Origin of the sequence: Streptococcus sp. 27098_8_76, from assembly GCF_041432315.1 — a bacterium.
Taxonomy (GTDB): domain Bacteria; phylum Bacillota; class Bacilli; order Lactobacillales; family Streptococcaceae; genus Streptococcus.
Genome location: NZ_JAPVZI010000007.1, coordinates 50,389 through 68,488, shown reverse-complemented (window position 1 = coordinate 68,488; position 18,100 = coordinate 50,389). Strand labels below are relative to the sequence as shown.

The following is an 18,100-nucleotide window of genomic DNA, read 5'->3' as shown; positions in this document are numbered from 1 at the left end:
TGAATTTCTCAATCAAGTTGTTCGGTTTTTTCATTTCGCTATAGATAAAAGAAAAAATTGAAGAAAATTGTCCAAAGAGCCACTTTTTCTTCAATCTACTTTTACTTATTTTAATAAGTTCCTTCTTCGCCTTGACTAGTCAAGATAACAGGACCATCTTTCGTAATCACGAATTGGTGTTCATATTGGCATGACAGTCCACCGTCAATGGTCTTATGCGCCCAACCAGTTTTCATATCTGTATCGATTTCCCAGTCACCTGTATTAATCATCGGTTCAATGGTCAAGACCATACCTTCACGAAGACGAAGTCCACGACCTGCAATACCATAGTTGGGAACCATTGGTTCTTCATGCATAGTTGGGCCAACACCATGACCAACCAAATCACGCACTACACCGTATCCACGACTTTCAGCATATTCTTGAATGGCTGCACCAATATCACCGATACGATTTCCAACAACAGCTTGCTCAATCCCCTTATACATGGCTTCTTTAGTTACATCCATCAGATTTTTCACTTCTTCGGACGGTGTACCAACAGCATAAGCCCAACAAGAGTCTGCTAGACCACCAGAATAGCTCTGAGTGTATTTCTTCATTTGCTCCACATTGTTGAAGTTTAATTTTGAGACATTCAGGTCAGATTTAGCAATAGGACCTCCCAAAACCATGTCAACCTTGAGCAAATCACCATCTTTCAAAATATAGTGACGAGGGAAAGCGTGAGCCACTTCATCATTAAGAGAGCAGCAGGTAGCATAAGGATAGTCCATCATGGCACCGTCAACTCCAATCTGAAGCGGAAGGAAATTTTCTTCCTTACAACGACGGCGGACATACTCTTCAACTTCCCACATATCTACGCCAGGCTTAATCAAATCACGTAAGCCGATATGAATACTTGCTAAAAAATCACCGGCCTTATCCATAGCTTCAATTTCACGAGCTGATTTTAATGTTATCATCTTTTCTCCTAGTTTCTAATTAATTTTAACAGTCACATTTGCTTTTGAAACAATCTGATGACCATGATAAATATCGTAATCAATAATAGCTGATCGTCTAGTATGGTGGACAATACGTGCTTGAATGCGCAGTATATCATCTATCTGAACAGCCTGCAAAAAGTAGATTAGCATCTGCTCAATAATGAGATTTCGACCACTATTCACAACTAAATCTTGAGTCATGTGGGTCAGAATTTCTGCCAATACACCATTAGCCAAAACACCGTTCTTCTCTAGCATAAAGGGTTCCACTGTAATGACGACTTCATCATGGTGATAAGAAAGTTTTTGACCAATCTGCTCAGAAAAAGTTGGTAGAGCAGAGACTTGAGAACGACTCATCTTCTCCATGACATCTCGTCGTGTCACAACTCCAAGCAAGGTTTGATTATTTCGAACAACCGGTACCATTTCAAAGTCTTCAGCAATCATCCGTTGACTCACATTGGCAATATTTGTCGATAATCCAACTAAAAATAGACTACGAGACATGACCTTATCAATTGTGGTACTTGGTGACTTATCACCCGCATCTCTCATAGTAACAACCCCAACAACGACCTGATGTTGATTGATAACAGGGAAACGACTGCTACGATTCTTACGAACTAAGTCCAAATAATCTTTGACTGTGTCGGTTTCTCTCAGAAAACCATATTCATGACTCGGACGATAAAGTTTCTCAACTGTCAGAATATCAGTCTTGATTTGTACATTTGAAAGGGCTTTATTGATCATGGTCGCGACAGTGAAAGTGTCATGTTTGCTTCTTAAAACAGGAATTCCTTTTTGATTGGCCAGTTTAAGCACATCATCATGAACCTGAAATCCACCTGTAACTAGAACTGCATTTTCATTTTCCAGCGCTAATAATTGAATACGAGTCCGGTCACCAACAATCAAGAGTCCCCCATCATGAAGGTAAGATAAAATATTTTGCTCAGTCATGGCACCGATTGAAAACTTACTAAATTCTCTCTCTAAACCGTCTTGTCCAGCCAGAACCTCAGAAGAAGTCACTTCAGCAATTTCAGCAAAAGTTAATCTCTCTATAGCAACTTTCTGAGATTTAACACGGATAGTACCACTTCTAGGACGGGTCTCCACAATTCCACGGTTTTCAGCTTCCTTGATAGCGCGATAGGCCGTTCCATCACTGACTCCCAGATGATTTGAAATACTACGAACACTGACCCTTTTACCAACGGGTAATTCTTCCAAATAGCTTAGAATTTCTTGGTGTTTACTCATTAACTTCTCCCTTTACAAAGCGAAACTCAAGATAATCTCGCATTTTCCTTGTATAGCGATCACTTCCTTTAAACTGACGAATCAATCGAAATCCAGACTTAAGGGCAACCCGTTGACTAGCTTCATTTTCAAGGTGGGTAATAATGGACAATTGTTTTAAGCCAAATTCCTCAAAAGAAAGCTGACAAATTTTTCTAACAACCTCTGTCATAAAACCTTGCGACCAAGCATCTTTTCTCAAAAAATAGCCAAGTTCAGCTTCTTTTTTGATTTCATCTAACTTCTCAAATTTAATAGAACCAATCATTTGTTGATTTTTCTGGTCACAAATAGCCCATACTCCCAAAGGGGACTTCATAAAGTAATTCGCTAATGCATATTGACTTTCTTCCAGACTTGCCTGAGTTGGGAAAATAAATTGTAAATTTTCAGGATTTGAGGCTATCTCATAGAAGTCTTGACTATCACTAAAAAAGAAAGGACGCAAATACAAGCGATCCGTTTCAAAAAAAGAAAACATTGCTAATTTGGTCCAAATATTCATAAACACCTCTACGGTTTAATCCTCAACAAGTGTAATATCCGCTCCTAGATTACGTAATTTTTCAATAATATCAGAATAACCACGTAAGATAAACTCGATATTTGTAATTTCAGTTTTACCTTGAGCCATAAGCCCAGCAATGACTAGTGCAGCCCCAGCTCGTAGGTCAGTTGCTTTAACACTTGCTCCACGCAAATTACGTCCACCCGTGTACAAAATATGACCATTTGTTGTTGATATATCTGCGTCCATTTTAGCTAATTCAAAAACATGATTTACACGTTTTTCGTAAATCGTATCAACAATTGTACCACGACCATTCGCTCTTAGTAAAAGTGGGGTAAGCGGTTGTTGCAAATCAGTTGCAAAGCCTGGGTAAGGAGCTGTCTTAATATTGATTGCTTTCAAATTAGACTGTTCCTCGACAAAAATGCTGTCTTCAGATACAGTCATTCTCACTCCCATTTCTTCCAACTTAGCAATAAATCCTTCCAGGTGTTCGTAAAGAACATTATTGATACGAATTCCTTTACCAACTGCAGCAGCTAAAGATATATATGTTCCAGCTTCAATGCGGTCTGGAATCACCTGATGACGCGTTCCATGTAATCTTTCAACACCATCAATAATGATGATATTAGTTCCTGCCCCACGGATGTGGGCACCCATATTATTCAAGAGAGTTGCAACATCAATAATCTCAGGTTCACGGGCTGCATTTTCAATAATAGTACGACCATTCGCTTTAACCGCAGCAATCATCGTATTGATCGTTGCCCCTACACTAACCGTATCCATGTAAATACTTGCACCATGAAGTCCTGTATCTTTAGCAGATAACTTCATGTTATCTCCCTCGTAACTAACAGTGGCACCCATAGCTTCAAAAGCCTTAAGGTGTAGGTCAATCGGACGAGGACCAAGATCACATCCTCCCGGTAGACCAACTGTCGCTTCACCAAAACGGCCTAAGAGGCTCCCATAAAAATAGTAAGATGCACGAAGACTGTTAATTTTACCATAAGGCATTGGAATATTTTGAACACCTCTTGGATCAATCTCCAAGACATCATCATAACGCTTAACAGTAGCTCCCATCAATTCCATAATTTCGACAAGACTCGCTACATCCGAAATATCTGGAACACAATCCAAAGTCACCTCATCATCAGCCAAGATAATAGCCGGAATTAAGGCCACAACACTATTTTTAGCACCACTAATAGTGATTTCACCTTGTAGTGGTAATCCACCATTGATAACAATTTTTCTCATTCTAAGTTTTCAATACTCTTTCAAGATTTCTAATAAGGTCTTTAAAATAAATTATATCATAAATGCAACCTTTTTTCCATCCTTTTCAATTTTATTGTAGATAGTAAGTAATAAATAGGATTAAGTTGAAAGATTGAGTCTATATTTTATGAAACATCTTTTGATACTAAAAAAGCCTAAATTAAGAATTATAAAATACCCCCAAAATTAGATTTTCTATTTTTATCTAAAGTTGACATCTTTTTGCCTTTCTAACTTTCTTCTTACCTTACTATTTTACCGTTTTTGGAAAATACCGTCAAAGTTTTTCTAAAGAAAATTTCACAAAATAAAAAAGAAAACCCTATAGGAATAAGGGATTTTCTTGCTAAGAATATTTTTTCACAAACTTTTTATCATTTATATTTTGCTAAAGATTCAAATTTCTTCATAATCACCGTTAAACGCCAACGGTAGAGCGCCCCACTCACGATTAGACTAATAATCAAACCAATCCAGTAAGAATAAGCTCCAAAATCTGTTAGAGAGTCGAATACCATAGCTACTGGGAGTGTCACCCCCCAGTAACCAACCAAACCAAGGTAAAAAGGAATAACTGTATCCTTATAGCCCCGTAAAATTCCCTGGAGCGGTGCCGCAAAAGTATCTGCTAACTGGAAGAAAAGACTATAAGTTAAAAAGCGTGCTGTCAAATCGATAAATTCTGGATCGTTCCCATAAAGACTAGCCACATTTCCCCTAAAAATGTAAAGGAAAGATAAGGTGAAGGCCGCAAAAATAAGGGCTGTCCATCTTCCTAGACCAATATAGGTTTTCGCATCATCAAATCGCTTGGCTCCCACTTCATAAGACACGACTATCGCCATAGCCGATGAGATACTCATAGGAAAGGCGTACATGAGACTTGAAAAGTTCATGGCTGACTGGTGGCTAGCGATAATCAAGGACGAGAACTTAGCCATAATCAAGCCAACCACGGAAAAGATAGCTACTTCCGCGAAGACAGTCCCCCCAATAGGCAGACCTAAACGAACTCCTTCCTTGATTTTATCCATATTAAGTGGAATTCTTTTCTCAAGGTGTAAGTCTTTGAGCTTCTCCTGTTTAAATAAAACCAGAACAGAAATTCCCAACAAGACCCAGTAGGCCAAAGAAGTCCCTAAACCAGCACCAGCACCTCCCAGTTCTGGAACACCAAAGGCCCCGTAAATCAAAAGATAGTTAAATCCACTATTGAGAGGAAGTAACAAAAGCATGAGATACATAGACAGTTTGGTCAAGCCCAGCGAATCCAGCAAGGAACGAATGACACTAAAGAGCAACAAGGGGATAATCCCGATAGATAAAAACCAGAGATAGCGAACCGCTACTGCTGCCACTGGTACTTCTAGTCCGATATGATTTAAAACGGGTGGTGCCAGGAAAACTACCAGTCCCAGCAAGAAAACGGATAGGCCCAAGGCCAAATAGATGAACTGGTAAAAATCTGACGCAACTTCTTCCTTTTTGCCTCGACCAAGGTGGTGACCAATGATGGGCACCAGGGCTGATACAATCCCTGTCAGGAATGTAAAGAAAGGATTCCAGATACTGGTTGCCATAGACACACCAGCCAAGTCCATGGTATTGTATTGACCTGTCATAGTCGTATCAACAAAGGATGCAGAATAATTGGCAAATTGATAAATCAGGATTGGGAAGAAAATTTTTAAAAATAATACTAACTTCTCTCGTAAACACTTTGTCTTATACATACTTCTCTTTCTATTCTGATTTATCTAAACCAAAGAGTTTCAGACCATAGTTTTTCAAACTTAGCGGAGGGTTATTAGATTTTGAAGTAGTATGCCAACACGCACATGTACGACAATAATAGCTTCTAACTAAACCTCCATTATCATATTGAACCGCATGGTCAGCTTTTTCTTTAGTTTCATATTGAATTTTAGAACGATTAGATGCGGGACAGTAAATTCCGCTATTAGATTTTGCTTTTCTCTCCCTACGTTTTCGAAAATAATTCATATTCCAACTCCTATCAAGTTTGATAGACGATTTGTCCCTTACAGATGGTATATTTAACCTGCCCTTTTAAGGTTTCACCGATAAAGGGTGAATTAGCTGCTTTCGAAGCAAAATGGGAGTCCACAAGGCGGTCAGCCTTAGCATCAAAAATAGTGATGTCCGCTGGACCATTCTCAGTCAAGTAACCTGCTTCAAAGTTGTAAAGCTTGGCTGGGTTGTATGTCATCTTTTCGAGTAATTCCATCAAGCTTAACTCACCAGCTTCGACCAAATAAGTCAATCCGAGAGACAGAGAGGTTTCTAAGCCAGTCATACCAGATGGCGCTTTGGTAATATCCTCAACATTTTTTTCATCTGCATGGTGAGGCGCATGGTCAGTCGCTATAACTGTGATGACGCCTGATTTAAGACCTTCGATCACAGCACGACGGTCTGATTCCAAACGAAGTGGAGGATTCATCTTAGCATTGCTTCCTTGTGTCAAAAGGAGCGCTTCGGTCTTAGAAAAATGCTGTGGCGCTACTTCTGCTGTGATTTGCGCTCCCAATCCTTGAGCAAACTCCACTACTTTAACACTTTCTTCCTTAGACAAATGCTGAATATGGACATGAGCCTTAGTTGCATAGGCAATCATGACATCACGCGCCATCATAGCATACTCAGCCACCCCAGTCGCACCGCAGATATGAAAATGTTCTTTAGCGATATTTTCATTAAAGCCAAGAACACCATTCAAACCTGGATCTTCCTCATGAAGACTAATAAAGGTATTAAGCTTTTTAGCTTCCTCCATGGCTTCCTTTACAACTTTACTGCTTTCAAGCGGAATGCCGTCATCAGAAAAACCAACGGCACCTGCTTCTAAAAGCGTCTTAAAGTCAGTCAAGTCTTGGCCATTAAAATTCTTAGTAATTGTCGCAACTGTCTTGACATTGATTTTTTCCTTGGCAGCTGACTGGAGAACTTCTTGCAAAGTCTCCACGTCTGAAATGGTTGGACTGGTATTAGCCATCATGACGACAGTAGTAAAACCACCTGCAGCGGCTGCTAGAGCACCCGTATGGATATCTTCCTTGTGGGTCTGACCAGGTTCACGGAAATGAACATGAATATCGACCAAACCAGGAGCAACTACAAGACCAGTAGCATCAATTATCTCTGCTCCTTCTTCTTTAATCTCAGGCGCAATTTTGATAATTTTCCCATCTTGAACTAAGACATCACACACTTGATCCAAACCAGACTTGGGATCCATTACACGACCATTTTTGATTAGTAGCATCTGCTTTCTCCTTTATTCATAGAAATCAACTTGAGTATCCAACAATTTATCCCCATCATAAACAAACTTGGCTGAAAAGAAGGGTTTGTCCTCTAAAAGCCACTCGACAAAGGTATGGTCACCTTCCCAAGTCGGCTTGCTCAAAACCTCGTCATAGGGAACCCATTCTAGCGTCCCCTCATTGCAGTCAATCAAGTCGCCCTCAAACTCCGTCACCTTAAAAACATAGGTGTACCAGTCTAAATCTGGTGTAAATTCAGGAAAAGTGATAACACCTTTTAGAACTGGCTTGGCTTTGAGTCCTGTTTCCTCAAGGATTTCACGCGCCGCGCATTCCTGAGGAGTCTCACCTCTCTCTAGCTTACCACCCACGCCAATCCATTTTCCTTCATGGACATCATTAGGTTTCTTATTACGATGGAGCATGAGCAGTTCTTTTCCGTTATCAATGTAGCAAATCGTCGCTAACTGAGGCATATTTTCTCCTTATCTAAGCCAATCGATTGGCTCTTGTCCTGTCTCTTTTAAGAATGTATTGGCCTTGGAAAAAGGCTTGGAACCCCAAAATCCTCTATAAACTGACAAAGGACTGGGATGGGCTGATTCGATAATCAAGTGACGAGGATTGGTAACTAAGGCCTTCTTCTTGCGTGCGTAGGCTCCCCAGAGTATAAAGACTACTGGTTTATCTAGTTGATTGACCACCTGAATTACAGCATCCGTAAAAGGCTCCCATATTTGACCAGCATGACCATTGGCCTGACCAGCAGGAACTGTCAAACAAGCATTAAGAAGCAAGACTCCTTGTTCAGCCCAAGCTGTCAAATCATGAGATTTCTTAACTCCGATATCATCTGACAATTCTTTCAAGATATTTTGCAAGGAAGGCGGAGCTGGGATAGAGTCAGGTACAGAAAAACTCAAGCCCTGCGCTTGACCTGGCCCGTGATAGGGATCTTGCCCTAGAATCACCACCTTAACGTCTTCTAGGGGTGTGGTCAAGAGAGCTTGAAAAACCTTTTCCTTGGGCGGATAAACAGTTCCCTGAGCATAGACCTGCTCCATAAACTGATTGATTTTCCCGAAATAACCCTCAGGTAATTGCGCCTTAATCAAAGCATGCCAAGACGAGTGTTCCATAGCCAACTCCTTCATTTTTACTGCCTCTATTATAGCAAAAAGTGGTTATGGAAACCACTTTTTACAGTTTATCTAAACAATCCAGCAAGTCTTGGTAAGAATGGACTTCGTAAGTCGGCTGGGCTTGTGTGTGATTTTCGAGGTGATGAGGGTTGTACCAAATCGTATCAATTCCAGCATTATTGCCACCTTGAATGTCGGCGGTTAGGGAATCTCCAATCATTAGGACTTTTTCTTTATTAAATCCAGCAATCTGTTGACCGATTTTTTCATAAAAAAGAGCATCAGGCTTTTGTGTTTGCAGCTGTTCTGAGATAAATACTTGATTGAAATAAGGTGCTAGACCAGATTGAGCCAAGCGCCCTGTCTGAATGGCAGTAATGCCATTTGTCGCAGCATACAGCTCATAATCTCGCTCGATAAGGCTATCCAAGAGTTCATGAGCGCCTGAAAAAGTTTGCCCCTGCTGGGCAAGGTAAAATTGGTAACGCTGGGCTAGAAAACTACCGTCTTTTTCCTGTCCAAAATGAGCAAATAAACGAGAAAAGCGCGTGTTAACCAGCTCTTGTTTACTAATTTTCTTTTGCTCTAAGTCCTTCCAGAGAGCTTTGTTCATAGGAACGTAATAGTCTTTATAGGCCTGAATATCTGCAACCCCTTCTTCTTTTAGAAGTTGCGTTAAAGCCACATCCTCAGCAACATCAAAATCAAGCAAGGTGTGGTCAAGGTCGAAGAGTAGAAATTTGTAGGACAATTTGAGATTTTCCTTTCTAGGTAGTTAATAGATTAGTTTATTTCTTCTTATTCTTAGTTTTATTCATCAACATACCAACTACAACTGGAGTAACCACACTTCCAACTTGTCCAACAACTTTAAGTATCTTTTTTGCTTCATCTATTTTTTTGTTTCTACACGATTCGCACTTATTGTGCTTATAACTTGATGGTAAATCCCTAGTACATGTCTTGCATTTTTTTATTTCTTTCATTCTAGCACCTCTGTCTCAATAGATTCTGGTTTATTTGGTAATTTCATTATCGAAGTTTCAATTTTTGGCAATTCTTTTGTCCAGTAATTTGTAGGAGAAGGATCAAGTAAATCAAGTCTCTCTACTAATTCCTGAGAACTGAGATAAGTTTCGTTAATAAATTTCCCAAAGTAATCCAAACTTTTTTGAGCAGCTTTTTCTCGCCCAACTCATTATAGGCTATTGCTGCTGATAGTGAAACGATATTAACAGCTGCTAATCCATCTCTAATCTCATTCATACGAGCTTCAATTTTATCTGGTTTATCCCCTTTTAATAACTTACCCCAAGTAGAATCTGGTTGTTCTTTGATAAAATTTACATTTGATTTTTGACTAAGCATTAAGAGATTTCTACTATCTTCTGCATCTGAAATAACTTGCAGTAACATCATTGTTCTAATGTTTGGATCTGATATCTCTCTAGCTTGCAAGAGTTTCTGTTGACAACTATAGGCTAGTGCAAGTCTATCTGACTCCTGTCCTTTTCTGACGTCCTCAATAGCATATTGTACATTTTGAATCTCCTCTGCAATCTGAGCCATTTGAATTTGTGACGAATAATCGGCTAACGCTTTATTTAATTCTGGTGTCAACTTAACAGATTTCAATGGTACATTTCCAATGACTTTATTAGTATTAGTGTTTACTAATACAGCCAAGAGAGAGCCATCTTTCTTTGTCATTAATTTTAACACTCCTTGAGCAATTTGTTCCCGTTGTTCTGGAGAAAGAATTGCCTGAAAAACCTCTTCAGGTATACTAGATTGGACAACATTGATAAAGGCTGGAGCAGAATATAACATTCTTTCTACTTCAGATAAGATTTTATTTGCATTTTTAACTAATGGTTTAGCTATTTCTGGTAACTTATTAAAAAACGATGAGGGTTTTAGTTCATAACCATCAATATCAAGAATATCGAAGTCATCTTCTCCAAAAAATAAAACTTCATCCATAAATTACTACCTCATTATGTTTAAATTATTAGAAATATTATACCATATTAAACAAAATTATGATTTTGATTTTTCTTTAATATTATTTATCCAATCATTTTTACTGGAATCTAACATAGAATAACACTATCCTATACAATTGACAGCTCAAATCTTTCAGAATAGAACAATCCTAACTATCGAACACCCTAACTTCATAAATATCTATGTAATTCTAGACCTAGAATTCCTATAAACTAAATGTTTTCGCGCTATTCTAAGCTATTGATAGACTTAAATGTTAATTTTTAAGCAATTCTAAAGCTAGAATAGTCCCATCACAATCAGTTTTGAATTATTATACTCAATGAAAATCAAAGAGCAAACTAGGAAACTAGCCGCAGGCTGTACTTGAGTACGGCAAGGCGACGTTGACGTGGTTTGAATTTGATTTTCGAAGAGTATTAACAATTTAGAAACGCTATGATTCCACTCCTTTTACATTAAAAAGGAACTGCCTAAAGCAATCCCTTTCTGATTTTGAAATTATTTACTTAAAATTTGATAGTTGAGATAATCAATAGCCCGCCTATAAAAAGAGTTATAGTAAAATTTCTTATTTATTTATTTCAAGCTCCGCCAACTGTGTTTGAATAACTGACAGTTCTGCACCAGCCTGAAGAAGAGCTGCTGCAGTATAGGCACCTTCTACAATTGGAACCCTATTGATCATGATACTTTTATCACTGAAATCAGCCACCATTTCTAAGTTCATTTTAGCAGAACCTAGGTCAAAAAAGGCTAATAAAGTATCTGCTGGATTTTCAGAAATAACCCTATCTACTTGATCAAAACTTGTTCCAATTCCTCCATCTTCGGTTCCTCCTACATAAGTAATCGGAACATCTTTAGCTACTTCACTAATCAGTTCAACAACACCTTCTGCAATGTTTTTGGAATGTGAAACGATAACAAGACCAATACTTCCCATCAAACCACCCCAGTTTCTAAAAGAGCAGTAAAGAGTAATCCTGATGAGAATGATCCAGGATCAATATGTCCAAGAGAACGTTCTCCTACATAAGATGCCCTTCCTTTAGTTGCAAGTAAATCTTTGGTAGCATTCACTACCTTATCAATAACCTCTTGAGTCAATTGACCAGCAGACAAAGCAGCAATAACAGGAGTCCAAACATCAACCATTGTCTTTTCTCCAACTTCTGCTTTCCCACGTTTGACAATCATATCCAAACCGCTTTGTAAGATTTCCTCTATTTTCGAATTTGCATCAGCCTTGGCCATGCCCATAAAAGCAGAGCCATACAAGGGACCAGAAGCACCGCCTACCTTACTCAGTAGTTGCATTGAGACAAGCTTAAACACATCACTGCTGGTCTCAAATTTCTTTCCTTCTAAGTTTTCCATAACTGCAGCCATGCCACGCGCCATATTTCCACCGTGGTCTCCATCTCCTATAGGGGTGTCTAGCTCACTAAGGTAATCTTTCTGTTCTTGAATCTTTTCATTAAAAAGCTTCATCCATTCAAGTGCTTGCTCAGCATTCATGCGACATTTCCTCCTTGAGTCTTACCAAGCTGGGGTAGTAACAGGTGCATTTAGAGCATCCAACCACTCATCATCTGCCAATCGAATCAGTGTTAATGACAAGCCAGCCATATCGATTGATGTCATATAGTTTCCAATTTTCTTAAATGCCAACTCAACACCTTTTTCATGGAGTAATTTAGCCACATCATTTGCAAATACATATTGCTCCATAAGAGGAGTGCTTCCTAAACCATTAATGAGAAGGCCATAGCGTTCTCCAGCTTTAAGTTGGAAACCTTCAGATAGTTTTTCAACCAATTCAGAGGCCAATTGTGCTGAAGGTTGCATTTTCTCTTTTTTATATCCTGGCTCACCATGAATACCAACTCCATATTCAAATTCATCATCTTCTAGAACAAATCCAGGTTTCCCAACTTCAGGAACGGTTGCTCCAGACAGGGCCAGCCCAATTGTTTTAATTTCTAACACAAGTTTATCGGCCAAGTCCTTCATTTCAGCTAATGATTTACCAGAACGAGCCGCATCTCCCAAAATTTTATGGACTAATATAGTACCTGCGACACCTCGACGACCTTGGGTATAAAGACTATTTTCAACCGCAATATCATCATCGACTACAACACTTGCTACATCAATACCTTCCATTTCAGCAAGTTCTTGTGCAATTTCAAAGTTCATAATGTCACCAGAATAGTTCTTGATGACCATAAAAACTCCAGCACCTTCATCAGCCGCCTTGATGGCTTCTAAAATTTGGTCTGGAGTAGGTGAGGTGAAGACTGCTCCACAAATGGCAGCAGACAACATTCCTTCTCCTACAAATCCAGCATGACTTGGTTCATGTCCTGAACCTCCACCTGAAATGAGACCAACTTTTCCTGTCTTTTCTGCCTTTCTAACGATGACATCAAAACCATCTAAGCGTTCTACCAGGTCATCATGCATGAATGACAATCCCTGCAACATTTCATCAACAACTTGTGTCGGTTCATTTATAATTTTTTTCATGAGAAACTCCTTTCGGCATGTACCTTTGTTTTCGCTTTCATTATATATTTTTTACTGCTGGCTGATAAGGGACAGATTCTATTATTTGTCCCCTTTTAAACCCGTTTAAAACATTTTTTGGTAAAATGAAGTAAGTAAAAGAAAGGTTTCCTATGGCATCATCACTTATTACAAAAAAACGGATTGCCAAGGCATTTAGAGACCTATTAGCTACTAGAGAATTTGACAAAATCTCCATTGTAGATATCATGGAATCAGCTGGCATTCGTAGACAGACCTTTTATAATCACTTTCTTGACAAATATGAACTGCTAGACTGGATATTTGAAAATGACTTAACCGAGTATATCACCAATAACTTGGACTTCATTTCGGGCCAAAAACTATTACAAGAATTATTTTTTTATTTCGAACAAGAGCGTGACTTTTATATTCAACTTTTTGATATTCAAGGGCAAAATAACTTCTATGACCAATTTATCAGCTACTGTCGCTTGCTTGTATCAAAAATTTTAAGAGAATACGGTCAGATTGATATCGATTCATCTGCTTATACTTGTTTTTTGTTAGACTATCATTCACATGCTCTAGCAGAAATCGTGAAGGCTTACGTCAATAAAAAAAGTCCAGTTCCACAACCAGACTTTCTAATCATGACAATTATTGGAAAGAGACCACAATGACATTTATTTCAAATCATAAACAGAAAATTATTTCAAGTTACATTTCAGCAACTGTCAGCAGTCATCCTGAATTAGAAAAACACCCTACCTTACCATTAGTCTATCAAAAAAATCGCAATCCTCATCAGGTTCCAATATTGTCGGGTGGAGGTTCCGGTCACGAACCTGCTCATATTGGATATGTTGGAAAAGGAATGCTTACTGCTGCTATCTATGGCCAATTATTTACTCCTCCTACAAGAACTGAAATCTTAGAGTCCATTCGTTTTTTAAACAATGGTCAAGGTGTCTTCATCATTGTAAAAAATTTCGAAGCAGACATCAAAGAATTTAGCTCGGCCATTAACACTGCTAGAAAAGAAGGAATTAAAGTCGGCTATAGTCTAGCACACGACGATATTTCAATTGAACCTCACAATAGATTTCAAATTAGAGGAAGAGGGCTTGCAGGGACAATCTTACTTCATAAAATCCTAGGATTTGCAGCTCAAAATGGTGCCGACATAGAGCAACTAACTGATTTAGGTCATCAGCTTGCTCCCGAAATCGCAACAATTGGCTTTGCAACGAAATCAGCTAGTCTACCGCAAACCACCCTTCCACTATTTAACTTGGAAGAAGGAAATATTTCCTATGGCATAGGAATACATGGCGAAGAAGGCTATCGTATCGTCCCATTTCAATCTTCGGAAATCCTTGCAAATGAAATTATAAGCAAATTAAGATTGCACTATCACTGGAAAAAAGGAGATCAATTCATATTACTTGTAAATAATCTAGGTACTACTACCAATCTAGAAATGGGCATATTTATCAATGATCTTCTTCAACTCTTAGAAATTGAAGGAGTCACTATTACCTTTATAAAATCAGGAACATTTATGACCAGTCTAGATATGGCAGGTATATCCGTAACTCTCTGCCCCGTAAAAAATAAACAGTGGTTAGAAGCGCTACATGCTCCAACGCCAGCTTTTGCATGGTAATTTTCTTGTATAACTCAAAAGGGCTACATCACTTAATAGCCCTTTTAATCTTATCCCATGTTTAAAAGAATTCATTCTTTCTATTTCAAAGAGTTCATCTACACCTTACAATTCTTCTGATGAGCTTTGAGTTTTTTCAGAGCCCAATCATAGTGGCTTGACGTGCTACTGACAAAGTAGGAACCTAGACTTGTCCCACCTGTCCACTTATAGATGCCTTTGGTAAAGAGTTCGTCATCGCTAAAAACTTCTATCAACTCTAAAACCTCTCTATGTGATTGATTTAAGAGCCTAGTCGCTTCTTCTAGCGACGTTTTCTGGTGCTTTTTCCAAAAAGCGACATTCATTTCTACATAAGTTTTCCAATTATAAGACTCAGGGAGAAAAGGTCTCTCATGACCCTTTTGATTAGAATGTACCCAGATCAAAAGTAACTGCTGCCATTCATAAAGATGGATCAGGACATCCCGTAGATTTTTATCTCTTTTCCAGTGCGCTTCCTTTTTCTTTTGGTCTCTTGAAAAATCAAAAGGAGTCTGCAACTCTTCTTCACTTAGTTTAGAGATGAAAAGGTTTAGCTTTTCATAATTCTCCTTAGAGGCTAATACTAGTTCCTCTTTTGTTTTTGGTCTAGGCATAGAAGTTCTCCTTTCATATTGCTAGTTATTATGAGAATTTTTTCTCCTGTAATCTTTGTACAAGATTTAAAGTCACAAATTTCTACAACTTATCCTTTAATTTTTCAACAAAGAGATAGGCTGCTGGACAGGTCAAGGTATTCTTAATTGTCAAATGATTGATTTGATGGATTTTTTTACGGTCTGTATGGGGGAACTCTCGACAGGCCTTTGGACGAACATCATAAATGGAACAGAGATTATCTCCTCCTAAAAAGGGGCAGGGCATGGATTTGAAAACCTTATCCCCATCTTTATCTACCTGCAGAAACTCCGCTTCAAAAGCAGGTAATTTCATCTTAAAGTACTTAGCAATACGAGTAATATCTGCTTCTTTAAAGTCAGGCCCCAATGTCTTGCAACAGTTGGCACAGGCAGTGCAATCAATTTCTGCAAAAACTTCTTGGTGAATCTGCTGGGCTATCTTATCTAGATTTTTTGGTGGCTTTTTCTTTAAATTGGCTAAAACTTTACGATGCTCCTTCTGCTTTTGTAAGGCTAGCTGATGGTAATACTCAATATCAATTTCTTTAGACATTATTTCTCTCTTATTCTATTTGTTTCCTCCTATTATATCATGCCTCTGACTCATTGAAAAGTGGACTTTATAAGACTATACTTTCCCCAAATGCGTCAAAAAACCTTGCAACTAGGTTACAAGGTTAATGACATTAATCGAAGTTAACGTATTCTTTTTGAAGTTCAAGAACTTCTTCCATTGTTGAGCACTCTGTAAGGGCACGGTTAGCGTACTCTTCCATCTTAGCAGTGTCCAATTTCTTCATCAAGCTACGTGTACGAAGGACTGATGTTGCTGACATAGAGAACTCATCTAAGCCCATTCCGACAAGAAGTGGAACAGCTTTTTGGTCACCAGCCATCTCACCACACATACCAGCCCATTTACCTTCAGCGTGAGCTGCCTTGATAACGTTGTTGATCAAGCGAAGGATTGATGGGTTATATGGTTGGTAAAGGTATGAAACTTGCTCGTTCATACGGTCTGCTGCCATTGTGTATTGGATCAAGTCGTTTGTACCAATTGAGAAGAAGTCAACTTCTTTAGCAAATTGGTCTGCAAGCATAGCCGCTGCAGGGATTTCAATCATGATACCAACTTGGATGTCATCCGCAACTGCAACTCCTTCTGCAAGAAGGTTTGCTTTTTCTTCTTCATAAACTGCTTTAGCTGCACGGAATTCTTTCAAGAGGGCAACCATTGGGAACATGATACGCAATTGACCATGAACAGAAGCACGAAGAAGGGCACGGATTTGTGTACGGAACATTGCATCTCCAGTTTCAGAAATAGAGATACGAAGGGCACGGAATCCAAGGAATGGGTTCATTTCGTGTGGCATATCGAAGTAAGGAAGTTCCTTATCTCCACCAATATCCATTGTACGAACAACCACTGGTTTACCATTCATTCCCTCAAGAACAGCCTTGTATGCTTCATACTGTTCGTCTTCAGTTGGGAAATCTTGAGAATCCATGTACAAGAACTCTGTACGGTAAAGTCCAACAGCTTCTGCACCGTTGTTGTTAACACCTTCAACGTCTTTTGGAGTACCGATGTTAGCAGCCAACTCGAAGTGTTTACCGTCAGCAGTCACTGTTTGAGCATCTTTCAAAAGTGCCCATTCAGCTTTTTGTTTAGCATAAGCTTCACCAGCTGCTTTAAATTCTGCCGCTTGTTCATCTGTTGGGTTGATAATGACTTCACCAGTGATTCCGTTAACGGCAAGGATATCACCGTCTTTCACCACTTCAGTGATGTTATTTGTTCCCAATACAGCTGCAATTTCAAGTGTACGTGCCATGATAGCTGAGTGGCTTGTACGTCCACCAATATTAGTTACAAAAGCTTTTACAAAGTTTTTGTCCAATTGAGCTGTATCAGATGGTGTCAAGTCATGCGCAATTACGATTACTTCTTCATTGATAGAAGCTGGGTTTGGCAATTTTTTACCAAGAAGGTTTGCCAATACACGTTTTGTCACATCGCGGATATCCGCTGCACGTTCTTGCATGTATGGGTTGTCTTCCATACCTTCAAAGATAGTGATGAACATGTCAGTCACTTCTTTAAGACCTGCTTCAGCATTGACTTTCTTAGCGCGGATTGTTTCTTTAATCTGACCAATCAATTCTGGGTCAGAAAGAACCATCAAATGAGCGTCAAAAACTTGAGCCGCTTCTTCACCAAGCGTACCTACAGCTTTCTCACGGATAAGAGAAAGCTCGTTTTGAGAAGCTTCAAGAGCAACATCCAAACGAGCCTCTTCTGCGTTTGTATCTTCGACTGAAACAGTCTCGAATGACAAATCCGGTTGAACGAGTAGATATGCTTTTGCAACTGCAACACCGTCAGATGCTGCGATTCCTTTAAGCATTTCTGTCATTTTCCTTATGCCAATCCTTCTTTTTCCATTGTTTCTGAGATTGCAGCGATAGCGTCATCTGCATCCGCACCTTCAGCTGAGATAGTTACGTCAGCACCTTGGCCAACACCAAGACTCATAACACCCATGATTGATTTAAGGTTAACTGATTTACCTTTGTACTCAAGAGTGATATCTGAAGCAAATTTGCTAGCAGTTTGTACCAACAATGTTGCTGGACGTGCGTGAATACCTGTTTCTGCCACTACGTGGAAATCTTTAGAAGCCATAGTTTGAC

The 18,100-nt window shown here is 39.0% G+C and carries 21 protein-coding genes; 2 read left to right on the top strand and 19 right to left on the bottom strand.

Annotated features, from left to right (window positions below):
* Positions 1-110 precede the first annotated feature (110 nt).
* The 15 genes from O3636_RS06390 to dhaK form a co-directional block, all read right to left on the bottom strand.
* On the bottom strand, positions 111-971 hold the full coding sequence (locus O3636_RS06390; protein ID WP_000631543.1) for a methionyl aminopeptidase: 861 nt from the start codon (positions 969-971) through the stop codon (positions 111-113).
* 15 nt (positions 972-986) lie between these two features.
* Positions 987-2,264: a CBS-HotDog domain-containing transcription factor SpxR gene (gene spxR, locus O3636_RS06385; RefSeq protein ID WP_371642268.1), complete on the bottom strand. Its 1,278-nt coding sequence runs from the start codon at positions 2,262-2,264 to the stop codon at positions 987-989.
* The gene (locus O3636_RS06380) at positions 2,257-2,808 is read right to left on the bottom strand and encodes a GNAT family N-acetyltransferase (RefSeq protein ID WP_371642266.1); all 552 of its coding nucleotides are present in this window, start codon (positions 2,806-2,808) and stop codon (positions 2,257-2,259) included. Before O3636_RS06380 ends, spxR begins: the two co-directional genes overlap by 8 nt.
* A gap of 15 nt (positions 2,809-2,823) precedes the next feature.
* Positions 2,824-4,083 carry a UDP-N-acetylglucosamine 1-carboxyvinyltransferase gene (locus tag O3636_RS06375; RefSeq protein WP_173278644.1) on the bottom strand — a complete coding sequence of 420 codons (1,260 nt, stop codon included), beginning with the start codon at positions 4,081-4,083 and terminating at the stop codon, positions 2,824-2,826.
* A gap of 395 nt (positions 4,084-4,478) precedes the next feature.
* Positions 4,479-5,837 (bottom strand): sodium-coupled multidrug efflux MATE transporter PdrM, encoded by a 1,359-nt coding sequence (gene pdrM / locus O3636_RS06370; protein ID WP_371642264.1) that lies wholly within the window; start codon positions 5,835-5,837, stop codon positions 4,479-4,481.
* A 10-nt stretch (positions 5,838-5,847) separates the two neighbouring features.
* The gene (locus O3636_RS06365; protein ID WP_001105920.1) at positions 5,848-6,108 is read right to left on the bottom strand and encodes a hypothetical protein; all 261 of its coding nucleotides are present in this window, start codon (positions 6,106-6,108) and stop codon (positions 5,848-5,850) included.
* 13 nt (positions 6,109-6,121) lie between these two features.
* Entirely contained in the window at positions 6,122-7,390 is a 1,269-nt protein-coding gene (locus O3636_RS06360) for a dihydroorotase (RefSeq protein WP_371642262.1), read from the bottom strand.
* Positions 7,391-7,402: 12 nt separating this feature from the next.
* Positions 7,403-7,867, bottom strand: coding sequence for an 8-oxo-dGTP diphosphatase (locus O3636_RS06355; RefSeq protein WP_001135768.1), 465 nt, complete (start codon positions 7,865-7,867; stop codon positions 7,403-7,405).
* A gap of 9 nt (positions 7,868-7,876) precedes the next feature.
* Positions 7,877-8,530: a uracil-DNA glycosylase gene (locus O3636_RS06350; protein ID WP_371642261.1), complete on the bottom strand. Its 654-nt coding sequence runs from the start codon at positions 8,528-8,530 to the stop codon at positions 7,877-7,879.
* A gap of 61 nt (positions 8,531-8,591) precedes the next feature.
* Positions 8,592-9,284, bottom strand: coding sequence for a YjjG family noncanonical pyrimidine nucleotidase (locus O3636_RS06345; protein WP_371642259.1), 693 nt, complete (start codon positions 9,282-9,284; stop codon positions 8,592-8,594).
* Between the two features lie 37 nt (positions 9,285-9,321).
* Positions 9,322-9,519, bottom strand: a complete 198-nt coding sequence (locus tag O3636_RS06340; protein WP_000658759.1) for a hypothetical protein — start codon at positions 9,517-9,519, stop codon at positions 9,322-9,324.
* Positions 9,520-9,643: 124 nt separating this feature from the next.
* Positions 9,644-10,516, bottom strand: coding sequence for a hypothetical protein (locus tag O3636_RS06335; protein WP_371642257.1), 873 nt, complete (start codon positions 10,514-10,516; stop codon positions 9,644-9,646).
* A 595-nt stretch (positions 10,517-11,111) separates the two neighbouring features.
* On the bottom strand, positions 11,112-11,486 hold the full coding sequence (gene dhaM, locus O3636_RS06330; protein WP_371642255.1) for a dihydroxyacetone kinase phosphoryl donor subunit DhaM: 375 nt from the start codon (positions 11,484-11,486) through the stop codon (positions 11,112-11,114).
* Positions 11,486-12,061, bottom strand: a complete 576-nt coding sequence (dhaL, locus tag O3636_RS06325; RefSeq protein WP_371642253.1) for a dihydroxyacetone kinase subunit DhaL — start codon at positions 12,059-12,061, stop codon at positions 11,486-11,488. The genes dhaM and dhaL overlap by 1 nt, the downstream gene beginning before the upstream one ends.
* A 21-nt stretch (positions 12,062-12,082) precedes the next feature.
* Entirely contained in the window at positions 12,083-13,072 is a 990-nt protein-coding gene (gene dhaK, locus O3636_RS06320; RefSeq protein WP_049511168.1) for a dihydroxyacetone kinase subunit DhaK, read from the bottom strand.
* Between the two features lie 152 nt (positions 13,073-13,224).
* On the opposite strand from dhaK, the gene dhaS reads away from it, so the two are divergent.
* The gene (gene dhaS / locus O3636_RS06315) at positions 13,225-13,755 is read left to right on the top strand and encodes a dihydroxyacetone kinase transcriptional activator DhaS (protein ID WP_070527476.1); all 531 of its coding nucleotides are present in this window, start codon (positions 13,225-13,227) and stop codon (positions 13,753-13,755) included.
* Positions 13,752-14,741 carry a DhaKLM operon coactivator DhaQ gene (dhaQ, locus tag O3636_RS06310; RefSeq protein WP_371642250.1) on the top strand — a complete coding sequence of 330 codons (990 nt, stop codon included), beginning with the start codon at positions 13,752-13,754 and terminating at the stop codon, positions 14,739-14,741. The genes dhaS and dhaQ overlap by 4 nt, the downstream gene beginning before the upstream one ends.
* Before the next feature lie 98 nt (positions 14,742-14,839).
* Here dhaQ and O3636_RS06305 read toward each other — a convergent pair whose 3' ends face one another.
* The 4 genes from O3636_RS06305 to O3636_RS06290 form a co-directional block, all read right to left on the bottom strand.
* Positions 14,840-15,379 carry a ClbS/DfsB family four-helix bundle protein gene (locus O3636_RS06305; RefSeq protein WP_371642248.1) on the bottom strand — a complete coding sequence of 180 codons (540 nt, stop codon included), beginning with the start codon at positions 15,377-15,379 and terminating at the stop codon, positions 14,840-14,842.
* Positions 15,380-15,461: 82 nt separating this feature from the next.
* Positions 15,462-15,956, bottom strand: coding sequence for a YkgJ family cysteine cluster protein (locus O3636_RS06300; protein ID WP_371642246.1), 495 nt, complete (start codon positions 15,954-15,956; stop codon positions 15,462-15,464).
* 133 nt (positions 15,957-16,089) lie between these two features.
* Entirely contained in the window at positions 16,090-17,823 is a 1,734-nt protein-coding gene (gene ptsP / locus O3636_RS06295; protein WP_371642244.1) for a phosphoenolpyruvate--protein phosphotransferase, read from the bottom strand.
* 5 nt (positions 17,824-17,828) lie between these two features.
* Positions 17,829-18,092, bottom strand: coding sequence for a phosphocarrier protein HPr (locus O3636_RS06290; RefSeq protein ID WP_000146947.1), 264 nt, complete (start codon positions 18,090-18,092; stop codon positions 17,829-17,831).
* Positions 18,093-18,100: the final 8 nt, after the last annotated feature.

Coding starts and splice junctions, on each gene's coding strand:
- O3636_RS06365 (WP_001105920.1), bottom strand. CDS start 6,108: ATGAATTATTTTCGAAAACGTAGGGAGAGAAAAGCAAAATCTAATAGC.
- O3636_RS06360 (WP_371642262.1), bottom strand. CDS start 7,390: ATGCTACTAATCAAAAATGGTCGTGTAATGGATCCCAAGTCTGGTTTG.
- spxR (WP_371642268.1), bottom strand. CDS start 2,264: ATGAGTAAACACCAAGAAATTCTAAGCTATTTGGAAGAATTACCCGTT.
- O3636_RS06355 (WP_001135768.1), bottom strand. CDS start 7,867: ATGCCTCAGTTAGCGACGATTTGCTACATTGATAACGGAAAAGAACTG.
- O3636_RS06290 (WP_000146947.1), bottom strand. CDS start 18,092: ATGGCTTCTAAAGATTTCCACGTAGTGGCAGAAACAGGTATTCACGCA.
- O3636_RS06375 (WP_173278644.1), bottom strand. CDS start 4,083: ATGAGAAAAATTGTTATCAATGGTGGATTACCACTACAAGGTGAAATC.
- O3636_RS06305 (WP_371642248.1), bottom strand. CDS start 15,379: ATGCCTAGACCAAAAACAAAAGAGGAACTAGTATTAGCCTCTAAGGAG.
- O3636_RS06350 (WP_371642261.1), bottom strand. CDS start 8,530: ATGGAACACTCGTCTTGGCATGCTTTGATTAAGGCGCAATTACCTGAG.
- dhaM (WP_371642255.1), bottom strand. CDS start 11,486: ATGGGAAGTATTGGTCTTGTTATCGTTTCACATTCCAAAAACATTGCA.
- O3636_RS06390 (WP_000631543.1), bottom strand. CDS start 971: ATGATAACATTAAAATCAGCTCGTGAAATTGAAGCTATGGATAAGGCC.
- pdrM (WP_371642264.1), bottom strand. CDS start 5,837: ATGTATAAGACAAAGTGTTTACGAGAGAAGTTAGTATTATTTTTAAAA.
- dhaL (WP_371642253.1), bottom strand. CDS start 12,061: ATGAATGCTGAGCAAGCACTTGAATGGATGAAGCTTTTTAATGAAAAG.
- ptsP (WP_371642244.1), bottom strand. CDS start 17,823: ATGACAGAAATGCTTAAAGGAATCGCAGCATCTGACGGTGTTGCAGTT.
- O3636_RS06380 (WP_371642266.1), bottom strand. CDS start 2,808: ATGAATATTTGGACCAAATTAGCAATGTTTTCTTTTTTTGAAACGGAT.
- dhaS (WP_070527476.1), top strand. CDS start 13,225: ATGGCATCATCACTTATTACAAAAAAACGGATTGCCAAGGCATTTAGA.
- O3636_RS06300 (WP_371642246.1), bottom strand. CDS start 15,956: ATGTCTAAAGAAATTGATATTGAGTATTACCATCAGCTAGCCTTACAA.
- dhaQ (WP_371642250.1), top strand. CDS start 13,752: ATGACATTTATTTCAAATCATAAACAGAAAATTATTTCAAGTTACATT.
- dhaK (WP_049511168.1), bottom strand. CDS start 13,072: ATGAAAAAAATTATAAATGAACCGACACAAGTTGTTGATGAAATGTTG.
- O3636_RS06340 (WP_000658759.1), bottom strand. CDS start 9,519: ATGAAAGAAATAAAAAAATGCAAGACATGTACTAGGGATTTACCATCA.
- O3636_RS06335 (WP_371642257.1), bottom strand. CDS start 10,516: ATGGATGAAGTTTTATTTTTTGGAGAAGATGACTTCGATATTCTTGAT.